The organism is Streptomyces kunmingensis (genome assembly GCF_039533535.1).
GTDB classification, from domain to species: domain Bacteria; phylum Actinomycetota; class Actinomycetes; order Streptomycetales; family Streptomycetaceae; genus Streptomyces; species Streptomyces kunmingensis.
In genome coordinates this window covers 16,163-29,386 of record NZ_BAAATS010000055.1, presented here as the reverse complement: position 1 = coordinate 29,386, position 13,224 = coordinate 16,163, and the positions used below count along the sequence as shown (strand labels likewise).

Annotated in this window: 17 protein-coding genes and 1 pseudogene; 12 read left to right on the top strand and 6 right to left on the bottom strand. The window is 67.8% G+C overall.

The features are described from left to right. Positions 1 to 144: 144 nt before the first annotated feature. Both ABD366_RS40495 and ABD366_RS40490 read left to right on the top strand, forming a co-directional pair. Entirely contained in the window at positions 145 to 441 is a 297-nt protein-coding gene (locus ABD366_RS40495) for a hypothetical protein (protein WP_344443471.1), read from the top strand. Then, entirely contained in the window at positions 353 to 1,057 is a 705-nt protein-coding gene (locus ABD366_RS40490) for an IS630 family transposase (protein ID WP_324767644.1), read from the top strand. Before ABD366_RS40495 ends, ABD366_RS40490 begins: the two co-directional genes overlap by 89 nt. 239 nt (positions 1,058 to 1,296) lie before the next feature. Here the strand turns inward: ABD366_RS40490 and ABD366_RS40485 are convergent, their stop codons facing one another. From ABD366_RS40485 to ABD366_RS40475, 3 genes are all read right to left on the bottom strand, one after another. After that, positions 1,297 to 1,827: a GNAT family N-acetyltransferase gene (locus tag ABD366_RS40485; protein ID WP_324767640.1), complete on the bottom strand. Its 531-nt coding sequence runs from the start codon at positions 1,825 to 1,827 to the stop codon at positions 1,297 to 1,299. A 155-nt stretch (positions 1,828 to 1,982) separates the two neighbouring features. Beyond that, on the bottom strand, positions 1,983 to 2,579 hold the full coding sequence (locus ABD366_RS40480) for a TetR/AcrR family transcriptional regulator (RefSeq protein WP_324767638.1): 597 nt from the start codon (positions 2,577 to 2,579) through the stop codon (positions 1,983 to 1,985). A 234-nt stretch (positions 2,580 to 2,813) separates the two neighbouring features. Beyond that, positions 2,814 to 3,413 carry a TetR/AcrR family transcriptional regulator gene (locus ABD366_RS40475; protein ID WP_324767637.1) on the bottom strand — a complete coding sequence of 200 codons (600 nt, stop codon included), beginning with the start codon at positions 3,411 to 3,413 and terminating at the stop codon, positions 2,814 to 2,816. Between the two features lie 124 nt (positions 3,414 to 3,537). Here ABD366_RS40475 and ABD366_RS40470 point away from each other — a divergent pair, with 124 nt between their 5' ends. From ABD366_RS40470 to ABD366_RS40445, 6 genes are all read left to right on the top strand, one after another. Then, positions 3,538 to 3,783: a response regulator transcription factor gene (locus ABD366_RS40470; RefSeq protein WP_411293657.1), complete on the top strand. Its 246-nt coding sequence runs from the start codon at positions 3,538 to 3,540 to the stop codon at positions 3,781 to 3,783. A 72-nt stretch (positions 3,784 to 3,855) separates the two neighbouring features. Further along, positions 3,856 to 4,320 (top strand): cupin domain-containing protein, encoded by a 465-nt coding sequence (locus ABD366_RS40465; protein WP_324767636.1) that lies wholly within the window; start codon positions 3,856 to 3,858, stop codon positions 4,318 to 4,320. 133 nt (positions 4,321 to 4,453) lie between these two features. After that, a complete protein-coding gene (locus ABD366_RS40460; protein WP_324767635.1) occupies positions 4,454 to 4,840 on the top strand; it encodes a hypothetical protein in 387 nt (128 codons plus the stop codon). Between the two features lie 167 nt (positions 4,841 to 5,007). Beyond that, on the top strand, positions 5,008 to 5,874 hold the full coding sequence (locus ABD366_RS40455) for a Bax inhibitor-1/YccA family protein (RefSeq protein WP_324767634.1): 867 nt from the start codon (positions 5,008 to 5,010) through the stop codon (positions 5,872 to 5,874). Between the two features lie 76 nt (positions 5,875 to 5,950). Next, the gene (locus ABD366_RS40450) at positions 5,951 to 6,319 is read left to right on the top strand and encodes a hypothetical protein (RefSeq protein WP_324767633.1); all 369 of its coding nucleotides are present in this window, start codon (positions 5,951 to 5,953) and stop codon (positions 6,317 to 6,319) included. A 781-nt stretch (positions 6,320 to 7,100) separates the two neighbouring features. After that, a complete protein-coding gene (locus ABD366_RS40445; protein ID WP_324767632.1) occupies positions 7,101 to 7,523 on the top strand; it encodes a hypothetical protein in 423 nt (140 codons plus the stop codon). Positions 7,524 to 7,602: 79 nt separating this feature from the next. Here the strand turns inward: ABD366_RS40445 and ABD366_RS40440 are convergent, their stop codons facing one another. Further along, positions 7,603 to 8,139: a DUF4240 domain-containing protein gene (locus ABD366_RS40440; protein WP_324767631.1), complete on the bottom strand. Its 537-nt coding sequence runs from the start codon at positions 8,137 to 8,139 to the stop codon at positions 7,603 to 7,605. 856 nt (positions 8,140 to 8,995) lie between these two features. Here ABD366_RS40440 and ABD366_RS40435 point away from each other — a divergent pair. The 3 genes from ABD366_RS40435 (at position 8,996) to ABD366_RS40425 (ending at position 11,061) form a co-directional block, all read left to right on the top strand. Next, on the top strand, positions 8,996 to 9,979 hold the full coding sequence (locus ABD366_RS40435; RefSeq protein ID WP_324767630.1) for an aldo/keto reductase: 984 nt from the start codon (positions 8,996 to 8,998) through the stop codon (positions 9,977 to 9,979). Positions 9,980 to 10,428: 449 nt separating this feature from the next. Then, the gene (locus tag ABD366_RS40430) at positions 10,429 to 10,680 is read left to right on the top strand and encodes a hypothetical protein (RefSeq protein ID WP_324767629.1); all 252 of its coding nucleotides are present in this window, start codon (positions 10,429 to 10,431) and stop codon (positions 10,678 to 10,680) included. Positions 10,681 to 10,683: 3 nt separating this feature from the next. Continuing rightward, positions 10,684 to 11,061, top strand: coding sequence for a toxin Doc (locus ABD366_RS40425; RefSeq protein WP_324767628.1), 378 nt, complete (start codon positions 10,684 to 10,686; stop codon positions 11,059 to 11,061). A 48-nt stretch (positions 11,062 to 11,109) separates the two neighbouring features. Here the strand turns inward: ABD366_RS40425 and ABD366_RS40420 are convergent. Next, positions 11,110 to 11,478, bottom strand: a pseudogene (locus ABD366_RS40420) (ATP-binding protein); the annotation flags it as partial. A gap of 4 nt (positions 11,479 to 11,482) precedes the next feature. Further along, positions 11,483 to 12,223 (bottom strand): hypothetical protein, encoded by a 741-nt coding sequence (locus ABD366_RS40415; protein WP_324767627.1) that lies wholly within the window; start codon positions 12,221 to 12,223, stop codon positions 11,483 to 11,485. A 117-nt stretch (positions 12,224 to 12,340) separates the two neighbouring features. Between ABD366_RS40415 and ABD366_RS40410 the strand changes: the two genes are divergently transcribed. Next, positions 12,341 to 13,177, top strand: a complete 837-nt coding sequence (locus tag ABD366_RS40410; RefSeq protein ID WP_324767626.1) for an alpha/beta fold hydrolase — start codon at positions 12,341 to 12,343, stop codon at positions 13,175 to 13,177. The last annotated feature ends 47 nt before the right edge of the window (positions 13,178 to 13,224 follow it).

The following is a 13,224-nucleotide window of genomic DNA, read 5'->3' as shown; positions in this document are numbered from 1 at the left end:
CTGCCCAGCAGGTCACACACCACACCACGACCGAGACAGACCTAACGGAGTCCTACTAGTCGGTGCTAGTGGCTTGGCTCGCATCGTTGGCCGGGTAATCGACCTGCCGCCCGGTGGTCAGCAGACTGTCTTCAGGACCTGATCTTGGAGTTGGCCGTGGGGCGTCGACCAGGTGTGTTCGTCCGGCCGGTCAGCATGGACGAGGGCCGGAGGCTGCAGCAGATCAGCCGCACTGCGAAGGACCCGGTCCGGCTGCGGCGGGCGATCGTGGTGCTGATGTCCACCCAGGGCCAGGCGGTCACGGACATCACCTCGCTGATGCAGGTCAGCGAGGACTACGTGCGCAAATGCCATCCATGCTTTCAACGAGCGGGAGTTCGACGCGCTGGACCCAAAATGGAGCGGGGGACGCTCGAAAATGATCAGCGAGCGAGTGCGTGAGCACATTTGTCTGATCGCCCGGACGTCCCCCGCGGACTGGAACATCGGCGCCCTCTCCACCTGGAGCCTGGCCAAGCTCGATGCTCACCTGGTCGAACGGCAGGTGGTGCCAAGGATCAGCAGGGAAACCCTGCGGCGCATCCTGTGGGAGGGCAAGGTCTCCTGGCAGGCCACGACTACCTGGAAGGCGTTCAACGAACCGGACTTCATAGCCAAGATGCACCGCGTCCTGGCGCTGTATGACACACCGCCGGCCGACGGACGGGTGATCTGCGTCGACGAGTTCGGCCCGCTGAACCTGATGCCGCGCAAGGGCAGAGCGTGGCGTCCGGCCGGTAGGCCACGCAGGGTGCGGGCCACCTACAACCGGTCCGGTGGTGTGATGCATATGCTCGCCGCGCTCGACCTGGCCACCGGGAAGATCTACTACCGGATCCGTCAGCGCAAGCGGTGGCGCGAGTTCCTCGGCCTGCTCAAGACCCTGCGGGACCGCTGGCCCGGGGAGAAGCTGTATGTGGTGCTGGACAACTTCTCCCCGCACAAGCACGCCGAGGTCCGCACCTGGGCCGCCGACAACGACGTCGAACCGGTCTTCCTGCCGACCTACGGCTCGTAACTGAACCGGATTGATTCGGAGTTCGCGGCACTGCGCTACTTCGCCCTCAACGGCACCGACCACCGCACGCATGCCGAGCAGAATTTCGCCATCGCCGCCTACATCCGCTGGCGCAACACCCGCGCAGAACCAAAGAGCACCTTCGCCCCCGACTCATTCATCCGAGCCTGGACCCAGTACCCAACCTGCGCTGCCTGACCGGGTAGTCGGGTGGGTCCACGGGCAGCGGCTTGCTTGCCTTACCGGACGAGGGGCGACTTGTCGCTCGCAATCAGATGACGGGCCAACAGGCGGGTGGTGCTGCCGTCATCCTCTGTGATGTCCCGGACATGTTCGAAACCGATGCCGTCCAGCAGGGTCAGTGAGGCCTTGTTCGGTGCAGCTACGGTGGCGTAAACCTCGGTCAGCCCGAGGATGTCGAAGCCGAAAGCGACGATCGCCTCTGCCACCTCGGTTCCCAGGCCCAACCCCCATGCCGCCGGGGCCAGAGCGTAGATGATCTCGTGGCCTCCAACGACGTCGGTCGGCTTGATCTCGGCATGCCCGACGAGGAGTCCGTCCTTACGAACAGCCCAGACATCGAACAGTTCCTGAGCGTAGACCTTCGTGAAGATCCGCGAGAACAGGGCCCGGTTTGCTGCTTCGGAAGCAGAGCCGTCACCCATCCACTGCGAGACTCTGGTGTCCTGGAACAGGGCGACGAAGTCCTCTTCGTCCTCAGGGATGTACGGCTCCAGCAGCAGCCGCTCGGTGCGCAGAGTTGGAGTCACAGACGGCGACGCTACCCACGCGGCACCCAAGTCGGCAAACCCCTTTCACCTGCGCGGAAATTGCCATCCTCGTTGCCATGCCGCACATCACCCAGCGCCGCAGGCCGAGCCATCATGCGGAGCCAGTTACACGGCCAACCATCCGAGCCGAGCCACTAGTCGGTTCCCTCGGCGGTGGGGCGCAGGGGATCGGTCGAGGTCATGAGGGCGGCCGTCAGGTAGTCCGTGACCCCGGTCGCCTGGAGCATGACGACGCCGCCCTGGATGGCGGCCAGGATGCTCCTCGCGCGGATCCGGGCAGCCTCCGGCTCGGCGGAGGTCAGGGTTCGCACGCCGAGGAACAGGGCCTCTTCCCACTCGGTGAAGAGGGTGGTGAGGATGGCCCGGGCTTCGGCGGACGACTTGCCCAGTTCAGTGGTGAGGCTGCCCAGGGGGCACCGCTGGCCGAGTTCGATGTAGTGATCGAGTACCGCCTGCCGCCACTTCTGCCAGGATTCCCAGGTCGACAGATCCCCCAGGAAGGGCTGCTGGACGTCGAGAACCTGCCCGGCCTCGTACTCGGCGACGGCCGTGAGGATGTCCGACCTGCCCTCAGGGAAGTAGTGGAAGAGCTGGCTCTTGCTGGTCGCCGTGGCCGCTCGCACATCGTCGAGCGTTGTCTCGGCGGCCCCCTTCTCCCTGGTCAGAAGTGCTGTGGCGACGACGATGCGCTGTCGGGTCGCCCTGCCCTTCGCCGTCAGTCCCTTGTTCATCCCCCTATCGTCCCACAAATTTGGACTCAATGGTCCACCGGCCTACCGCCCACCGGGGTGTACCGCTCGGCCCGGTCGCGCACTGCCGATCGCGGTTCGCGCCATGGAAAGCGGACGGGGTCCGCCGCGATCCGCTCGTCCCGAACCACTCGTCCTGATCCGCTCGTCCTGAACTACTCGTCCTGATCCGCTCGTCCCGGAGTGGCCGCACTTGAACGTCTGCCGCACAGGCTCTCAACGTTCCTGGACGCTCCGCCCTCGCAGATGGTCGATCAGAATGTCGAGGACCACTTCGAGATACGTGCTGTCACCGGTGGACCGGAGCATCTGGACGCCGCCCTGGATGCCCGCGATGAAGGCCGCCGCGGCCCGGTCGGCATCGAGCCCCGAGTCGATGAGGCCTTCGGACTGCATCGTGGTGACGCCCTGGCGGATGAGCAGCTGCCATCGATCGAGCAGGGATCCGGTTACTTCGGCGGCGCCCGGGGTGCTGCCCACCTGGTTCATCAGGTTGCCGAGCGGACAGTGGGCTCCGTGCGCCCGGTAGCGCGCCACCACGGCGTCCCGCCAACGTGTCCAGGCCGTCCAGGAGTTGAGCGCGTCGATATGGGGCCGCTGGTCGGCGATGACGCGTTCGGCCTCATGGCGCGCGACGGCGAGGAGGATCTCCTCCTTGCCGCCGGGGAAGTAGTGGAACAGCTGTCCCTTGCTGGTGCCCGTGCTCGCCCTGATGTCGTCCAGTGTCACCGTCCCCGGGGCGTCGGTGCGCATGTGTGCCGACGCCCCCTCGATGATGCGCTGCCGGGTAGCACGGCCCTTCGCCGTCAGTGCCATGGCCTCAGATTACCGCAAGAATGGAACGCGCGGTCCAACCTTCGCGGGCCAAGAGGTTCGCCGAGTGGTGCCGGCGTGGACCCCGGTGCCGTCGACCGCGCCGTCGATTGTGCAGGAACGGGAGTTGAGCGGACACCCCACGCCGGTCGCGGTGCGGCCCGGCACAGGGTCGCTGACGGCCCGGGAGCAGGAGATCGCGACGCTGGCGGCGACCGGGCTGACCGACAAGCAGATCGCCGAGCGGCTCTTTCTGTCCCATCGGACCGTCGGCACCCACCTCTACCAGATGTACCGCAAACCCGGCATCAGTATGGACGAGGCATGCACACATGTGGCTGAGTGTGCGTCTTGTGTGTCTCGCCGAGCATAGATATGTTGGCGGAGCCGAAGATACACGTATCTCGCCAGCCCGGCTGGCTCCTGCCACCTACAGGGAGAATCCGTGACGATCGATCGACGCTCTCTTCTCCGTACCAGCGGTGTCGCGGCGGCCGGCGCCCTCGGTGCCGCCGCCCTCTCCTCGACCGCACGGGCCGCCGGCTTCACCGCCCCGGCCCATGGCCCGCACTCGACCGGTTCCGGCCCGACCGACGGCGTGACCAGGACTCTGCTGCAGGAACACCCGTCCCCGGCCGAGGGCTGGGAGACGGTGCAGACGCTGGTGCAGATCCCCCGGCACAAGGAGTCGGGCCGGCACAGTCACCCCGGAGTCGAGGTCGGCTACATCGTCCGTGGTGACGTCCTCATGAAGTTCGACGACAGGCCGTCGATCCGGCTGCGTACGGGCGATCCCTTCTTCATCCCGTCCGGGACCATCCACAACGCCGTCAACGTCGGCAAGGTGACGACGATGATGCTCTCCACGTATGTCGTCGACGAGGACGAGTCGCTGGTGACGACGTACTAGCCGTTGCGCCACACACGTCCGTCTTCGACGACAAGATCCGTACGGTCTCGGACCGCCACACCAACCGGGTGAGCGCGCACACATCAACTCCGCTGCGGGCAGCGTGCCCGAGCGACACATACCGGGAGTGGACATGAGCAGAGCATGGAAGCACCGTCTCGTAGGAACGGCGGCCGTGGCCTGCGGAACGGCGGTGCTCGCGGGCGTCGGCCTGTCCGCACCCGCCTCGGCCGTCGAGGTCGGAGGGATCGCCTTCTACCCGACGCACGACTTCAGCGGCACGGAAGTACGTGCCGACCCCGCGAACCACGAGTGCCACAACCTGCCGCAGGCCATGTACTCGGTGCAGAACTTCTCTCTCACCCAGTACATGGACGTCTACTACAAGGCTGACTGCACCCCGGGCGTGCCCGACTCCCGGTACACCGATGCCGTGCTCCGGCTGGACGGCCTCAGGCAGAGCGGCACCGAGATCGCCTCCGGATTCCGCAGCTACCGCGTACTCAGCGAAGCGCCGTAGCGCCGTAGCGCCGTAGCCCCGGAAGCCGCGTGTCGTAACCGCCTTGACTGGTTACTTCTCTACGTGTGAAGCTCATACCGAGCCCGGGAAGCGAACGGATTCGACCCCGTACCGAGTCACCTCCCGGCCCACCCGGCCACCGGCCGGCCACACCGAAGCGGGCGATCATGCAGACGTACGAGAACCGGGAAACCCCCCTGTCGATCCTGATGGAGGAGCGTTCCCTCAAGAGCAGCAACCCCGTGCTGTCGCGGCGTCTCACCCGCGGCCACACCCCGACACACATTTCTCTGGGCAAGACCACGGGCAAGACCACGGGCAAGACCACGGGCGAGACCACGGGCGAGACGCTGACGATGGACGCCGTCGTGCTCCGCACGGCCGCCGCACTGGCCGCGGCGATCCTTGCGGCCACCCTGGCGTGGACGGCGCTGCCGGTCGGCACCATCGGCCTGGGAACCTCGTACGGCATCGCCGGCGGCGCCTTTCTGATCGCCCTGGCCTTGGCGGTGACGGAGTTCTCCCGGAAGCGGCCGTCCCCGGCGCTGACCCTCGCTTTCGCGGCCTTCGAAGGGTTTTTCCTCGGCTTCCTCTCGAACGCGACATCCACCCACCTCTCGCCGGGGGCGGTGATCCAACTGGTGCTCGGGACGATGGCGGTCTTCGCCGTGGTGCTGCTCGCCTACCAGTGCCAGTGGATCCGGGCGGACCACCGGCTCCGCGCCTTCACCGGCGCGGCCATGGGCGGATTCGCTCTCCTCGCAGCGGTGAACGTACTGCTCACCGCCTCCACCGAGGTCGAAGGGCTCGGCTTCCGCAGCGGCGCGCTCGGTGTCGCCCTCGGCGCCGTCGGCGTAATCCTGGGTGCGTCCTTCCTCGCCCCGCACTTCAAGCAGGTGGAGCAGAGCGTCACCGGCGGCGCCCCCACGCAGGAGGCCTGGACGGCGGCCTTCGGCCTCGCCCTCACCCTCGTATGGCTGTACGTGGAAACGTTCCGCCTGCTCACGCTCGTGCGCGAAGACGATATCTGCTGAAGCGGACCGGTAAAACATCTCCGGTTTGACCAATCCCTTGAAAACCAACGAAACCCGTCCGGGTGGAGGAGTTCTTATGAAGCTGGCGAAAAAGGCCATGGCGAGTGCCGGTATCGCGATGACGGCTGGCGCCCTGATCGCATCCGTGACGACGACCCCCGCGTCGGCCGCCCCCGCGGCAAGCACCATCAAGCTGTGCCAGGACTCCTACAACTCGTCGAACCGCTGTGACTACGAGTACTACGCCTTTCCGAACCTGACCAACGGCAGCGACGGAAACTTCCAGGACAGCGTCTCCTACATCAGTAACTACTCGGGGCGGACCTGGTGCCTCTTCACCGATAACAACTACGGCGGCATCCAGGGCGTGTTCCAGGACAACTACACGTGGAACACGCTCAGTTACCCGTACAACGACTCCATCTCCTCCGGTCGCCCCTGCTGACCTGGGGCTGTCCACGGCGGGCCGGCGATCCGGTACGGACGGCGGCCCGCCCACCCCTCTCCCCGCGGAGTCAGGAACTGTGAAGACGATCCATGATCGCGCGGTACTGGCATTCCCCGCGCTGGCGGCCGGCGCCATACTCGCGTCAGGTTGCGGAGCCCCGAAGGCGCCAGTCGCCGATGAATCCCCGAATCCACTCGCGAACACCCTGCGAACGCTGCTTCCGCAGGGAGGACAATCACAAATCAAAGAAGCACCGGTCGGGCGGAGAAATCCCTCGACTTCCGCCTCTCTGAATTACACCAGAAACGGCATCGAGGGGCGCGTAGAAGTATCCGCGAGCCGTCTCCCGACGCCCATCGACCCGCAGGCCCTGCGCTGTCCGGACAGCGCACTGCACCCGTACAGCACATGCGCGACGAAGAGTTATCGCGGGGCGAAACTGATATCCGACGATTCCCCGGTCGACGAATCCCGCCCCACTGTCGCCAGACGACTCACCACCGTTCTGACGTACCCGAACGGGCGTCAGCTCGCGATCTCGGTGTCGACCGCCCCGGAGGCCCCACCCACCTCGAAGGCCCCACCCACCTCGTCTGCCCCACCCACCCCGTCGGACCCGGCAGAGTCGAACTCCCCGCACCGAAGCCCGCACCCGCCCCTGCCTCTGACCCAGCAGGAACTCACCGACATCGCAGGATCGCCCACCTGGAAACCAATCCTGGCCACACTGCCCGCGCCCGCGCCGGAACACCGGCCCGCACCGGACATCGACCAGTCCATGCCGGCACGGCGCATCACACGTATCATCGCCGACGCACTGCCCCAGGGTGTGCGAGTGGCCGACGAGGGCGGGCAGCCCGGCTACGGCCACCTCACCGTCGACGACGGACACGGCAAGTGCCTCATAGCCGTCACGGTGCAGCGCTGGAAACCGGCCGACCCGACCATCGGCAAGATCTTCGCCAAGGCGCGCAAACTCACCGACGGCACGCTCGTCATGACCGGCACCGGCCCGGCCACGAACGGCGGCGAGGGCGCGACCGAATGGCGGGCCGACTCCCTGCGCCCCGACGGCCTCCGCGTCCTGGCCACCGAAGTGAACGCCCGCGCCTACCGACTCCCAGGAACACGCCACACCCCGGCACTGCCCCCCGCCGAACTCACCAAGCTCGTACGCAGCGCCGAGTGGAGCAGAACCTGACGACAGTCCTCCGGCCTCGGGACTGGTGGGCTCGCATGTCGAGGGGGCGCGTATTCGTCACCGGAGCGGTGCTCGCGTCTTACTCCAGATAGAGCGCCGCCAAGCGTGGCAGTCGGCGGGTCATTTCGCTGTGGTCGTCGAAGTCGAAGTTCCAAGTGGGGTCCAGCTCCGGGTATTGGATGCTGAACGCGTCGTCAGGGAGCTGCGCGCCGGTCGCCATGACATGTGCGTTCCAAACGATGCTGAGCGCCTCCTCACAGTCGAGATCGACTCCGTCGGCAGCTGAGACTCGCACGACGGGTACTTCTGCCAGGGCATCGGGGTCAGCGACTATGCGCTCGAAGACCTCGCGCCCCTGGGCGATCAACCAGCCGCGGAAGTAATCGAAGCCGTCGTCGGAGCATCCGCCGTTGATCAGGTAGGCAGCGGCCCAGAGAGGATTCGTGTAGGAGTCGGCCATCAAGTCCCACAACGCCTGCTGAGCGGCGACGATCTCCTCGGACGGGTGTGTGGCCAACAGCGAGGTTGCCCGCTGGACGACCTCTTCTCCGTCGTTCGGGTCGGACGCCTGGTTGCGGGCTGCCCCGATGAGCTGCCAGAACTGCTGTCTGTTCATGGCGGCAGAGCATGCCACCTGGTACTGACACTGCGTCTGTCCCAGGAAATGGGCCTGCCAGAACGCCCACGCCGCCCGGGCCAATCTGTGTGAAGCGAGAACTACTTGCAGGGCGGAGCGGGACCATGGTCGTCGACCAGCCGACGGAAACACAGGGGTAGGCGGTCGCGTCGCTACCGGACGACGTGTGCGTCCGCCTGCTCGACGACCCCGACCCTTCCGTACGGGCGGCCTTGCTGGAATCGCCCTATCTGGTGCCGTCGTTCGTGGCCTCGCTGGCCACGCACCGCGATCCGGCAGCGCGCCGGAGCGCGGCGCGCGCATGGGAGATGCTGCCGCCGGGCGAGCGCTCGGCGCTGCTTGCCGACCCCGGCCCCGAGGTGCGGCGGGCCGCCGCACTGGGGGAGTGCCGGGGGGGACGCACACGTCACCGCCGGACTCCTCCGCGATCCGCAGACCGCCGCCGAGGTGCTGCGCCGGGGGCTCTTGCACCGCGCCGACGCCGAACGATGCGTCGCCGAGCGGACGCACCTGGCCTCCCTCGCCGAGAACCCGTCGCTGCCCGTCGCTGCCCGTCGACCTCGTGGAGCGGCTCGCCGTCGACCCCGACGAGGCCGTACGGCTCGCGGTCTCCCTGAGGCCGGAACTGGACGAGACACAACGCATGTCGATCGACTTCGCTGTGAACGACTTCGCAAGGGGGGACGTGGAGTGGGTACGGAACGGACTCACGCGCTACGCGGACCGGGGACGCCGGCCCTGTCCGACGGGTTTGATGCGTGCACATCCCTTGGAGATGCAGCGCGGGCCACGACAAGATGATCCCGCGCCGGCAGCCACGTGAGGGGATCGGTGGATGAAGCAGAACCGGTTGGGCAAGAGCAAGGTGCACGTCACGGAGGTGGGCTTCGGGGGCGGCCCGCTCGGCGGGCTCTTCGAACCGCTCGACGACGAGACCGCGGCGGAAGCCCTCGAGGCGGCGTGGGACAGCGGGATCCGCTACTTCGACACCTCCCCGCATTACGGAATCGGGCATTCCGAACGCCGTATCGGCGACCTCCTGCGGGGCAAGCCACGCGACGAGTGGACGCTGTCGACGAAGGTCGGCAGGCTGCTGGTCCCGCAGGACCCGGCGGGCCGGACGGACGAGCCCTTCAAGGTGCCCGCCACGCACCGCCGGGTATGGGACTTCACCCGGGACGGTGTGCTGCGCAGCGTGGAGGACTCGCTCGAGCGGATGGGCGTCGACCGGATCGACGTGCTGTATCTGCACGACGCGGAGGAACACTTCGAGGAAGCGTTGCGCGAAGGTTTCCCGGCCCTCGCCGAGCTGCGGGCCCAAGGGACGGTGGGCGCCATCGGAGCGGGGATGTACCACCCGGGCAAGCTGACCCGGCTGGTCGAGGAGACCGACGCCGACGTGGTGATGCTCTCCGGCCGCTACACGCTGCTCGATCACAGCGCTCTCGACGACCTGCTCCCTGCCTGCGCGGCCCGGGGCATCTCGGTGCTTGCGGCCTCGGTCTTCAACTCCGGCCTCCTCGCCACGGCCCGCCCATCCGCGAGCGCTACCTTCGACTACGCGCCTGCCACGCCCCAGACGCTTGAGCGCGCACACCGCATGGCCGACATCTGCGAGCCCCACGGCGTGACGCTGCCGGCCGTGGCGATGGCCTTTCCGACGCACCACCCTGCCGTCGCGGGCATCGTCGTCGGCATGCGCACCTCGGACGAAGTACGGCGCAACGCCGCGGCGTTCGAGGTGCAGATCCCCGCACAGCTCTGGAACGACCTGCGAGCCGAGGGCCTCCTGGACGAACTGGCACCGGCACACACCTGACCATCAAGCTCCACCTGAGTGCGGCCGGCCCCGTCCGAGGCGCAGTTCGCCCTTGCCGACACCCCGGGGCAGTGCAGCCTCATCTGCCGGAGGCGCATCGAGCGAGCAGCGGTCAGGTCGTAGGCTCCGCCACTTGTCCGTGGCTGAGATCACCCAGCCGTGGTACGCGCTCGAACCGGTTGCGTCGCCGTCGACTGTCGTCTCCCAAGAGAGCCTGGTGAAGGGCTCGAGCTCCGTCACGCTGAGAGTCACGGGGAATCCGACCGTCACCCGGCTGTACTCGGTTCCGATCGCCCGTCTCGGTGGTCCTTCGACCGAGACACCACGACCGTCCCGCTGACCCGCGCCCAGGCCCGGCGGCCTCCTGCATCAGCCCCTCAGGTACCTGTCCCTTATTACTTTGACCTGCGGTTATTGTGACTGCGGTACCCGCGCGGTACCGTTTGTTCATGCCCGCCTTGAATGTGGAATTCAGCGAAGAGGAACTCGACGAGCTCCGCGAATTGGCGCGCGAGCAGGGCGTCACCCTCAAAGCCCTGGTACGTGCCTCGACCGCCGACCAGATCGCCCGGCACCGTGCACTGAAGGAAGGCTCCGACACTTTCGCGCGTACCTTCCACGACCCTGCCCTCGCCGAGGCCATCGCGGCCGCCGGCCTGGACGACGGTCCCACGATCACTTCGGCGGGACAGGCCGCCTGAACGATGCCGCCGGTCATCCACGTCGACATGCGGTGGCTCCTGCAGCAGCAGGAGACCGCCCTGCCCGAACACCCGACTGTCAGTGACTACTCGGCGCTCATGGCGGGCGTGGCCCGCCACCGCGTCGATCCGCCTCGGGCCGGCACCGACTCCGACGCCTCCTGGCGCGCGGCCGCACTGCTGCACACGTTCCTGCTCCTGAAGCCGCTGCCCGCGCTCAACGTCCGCTTCGCCTGCGCGGTGACGGTCGCCTACATGCACGCCAGCGGTGAAGGCCTGGACGCGCCGTACGGTGAACTCGTCGACCTGGCCGGCGCGTTGCTCTCCGGTAAAGCGGACGTCTTCGCAGCCGCCGACCGGATCCGGACCTGGCGCCTGTGACGGTGCTCCGGCGACTGGACCTGGGCTGAGCGAGCGGCCCGGGCGGGCCTAGATGGGTGCGCCGAGTTCGGCCCAGACCGTCTTTCCCTCCACTCCGGCAGTGCGGATGACTCCCCAGTCGAGGCAGAGGCGCTGCACGATGAACATTCCATGGCCGCCGGGGCGGCCGGCCCGGTGCGGGGAACGAGGGGCGGGCTGGCCCGTACCGCTGTCGGAGACCTCGATGCGCAGCACCTTGTCGGTGCGGTGGGACATCCGCAGTTCGTCCGCGCCGTGTGCGTGGATGCAGGCATTGGTGACGAGTTCGGAGACGACCAGCAGGACGTCTTCGCCTGCACGGCCGTCGGCGGTCGACGCGGGAAGCCAGCCCCAGTCGTGCAGGGCCTGGCGGGCGAAGTTGCGGGCGAGGGGGATGACACGGTTATCCCGCACCCAGCAGTGGGGTGAGGGGGTCCTGGGCGAGTGGGACGGGTGCGGACAGGGCCGCGTCGTAGGCCGGGCGGGGGAAGTCGTAGGGGCCCAGGGGCAGTTCGCCCCACTCCGGCCGGTGAGGCTGGCGGAAGCCGGACCAGACGACCTCCGTCGCCGTGGCGCGGACCATGGCGAGCAGGGGCCAGCAGCCGTCGATCCCGCAGGAGCAGCCCAGAAGACACAGGGCGCCGGTGTCGCGGTCGCGGAGATCCGGTGAGGCGTCGCCCAGAAAATGCGCCCGGGCCCGGGCGCCGTCGGTGTCGTCGTCCAGATACAGCGGGGCGTGTTGCCGCAGCAGGAACTCCTCGCGTTCCTGCGGGGTGTCGTCGTCCTCGTCGAGCTCTCGGCTCCACAGCGCGCGAGTCGCCTCCGCGACCAGGACGCGCAGGTCCGTGCCGTTGATCCGGATACCCCAGAGCGTGAGATGCGGACGGTCGGGGTGGGGGTGGCGCAGAAACTCCACCCGGTGCGTGACGGTCGGCAGACTCATACGTCCCATCCTGCGGCGTTCGCGTCCGAAGACATGCGGAGCGGCAGAGCCGTCGACGACGGACGGCTCCGCACTCCTGGGATCAGAGCCCGCATCGTCCTGCGCGACCGCGACCGCGACCGCGACCGCGACCGCGACCGCGACCGCGACCGCGACCGGGCGCCGGGCGCCGGGCGCCGGGCGCCGGGCGCCGGGCGCCATGCGCGATGCGGTCGTTGACGTACGAGTAGACCGGTCGTATAGTTCTGGACATCGGAACGGACACCGGAACGCGGAACACACCGGTTCCACCCACAACTCCCCGAAGGGGTGCGCGTCATGGGACGTATCAAGGTCGGCACGGAGAACAGCACCGACGTGGAACTGCACTACGAGGACAAGGGGGAGGGCCGGCCGGTCGTGCTGATCCACGGCTACCCGCTGGACGGCAACTCCTGGGAGGGGCAGGTGCCGGCCCTGCTGGCGGCCGGCAACCGGGTCATCACCTACGACCGGCGCGGCTTCGGCAAGTCCAGCCAGCCCTCCACCGGTTACGACTACGACACCTTCGCCGCCGACCTGAACACCCTCATGGAGACCCTCGACCTGCACGACGCGGTCCTGGTCGGCTTCTCCATGGGTACCGGTGAGGTCGCCCGTTACCTGTCCACCTACGGCTCCGCCCGCGTCGCCAAGGCCGTCTTCCTGGCCTCGCTGGAACCCTTCCTGCTCGTCACCGACGACAACCCCGACGGCGCCGCCCCCGACTCCTTCTTCCAGGGCATCTCCGATGCCGTCAAGAAGGACCGCTACGCCTTCTTCACCGGGTTCTACAACGACTTCTTCAACCTCGACGAGAACCTCGGCACCCGGGTCAGCGAGGAAGCGGTGCGCAACGCCTGGAACGTGGCGGCGGGCGCCGGTGCGATCGCCTCGGCGGCGGCGCCCCTGACCTGGCCCACCGACTTCCGCGCCGACATCCCCCGTATCGACGTCCCGACGCTGATCGTGCACGGGACCGCCGACCGCACCCTGCCCATCGACGCCACCGGACGCCGCTTCGCCAAGGCGCTGCCCACCGCGCGGTACACCGAGATCGAGGGCGCCCCGCACGGACTCCTGACCACGCACACCGCCGAGGTCAACGAGGTCCTCCTGGACTTCCTCGACCACTGACCGCTGATCGCCGGTCAACGACCGCCGCCATTAGACGACCGGTCTAG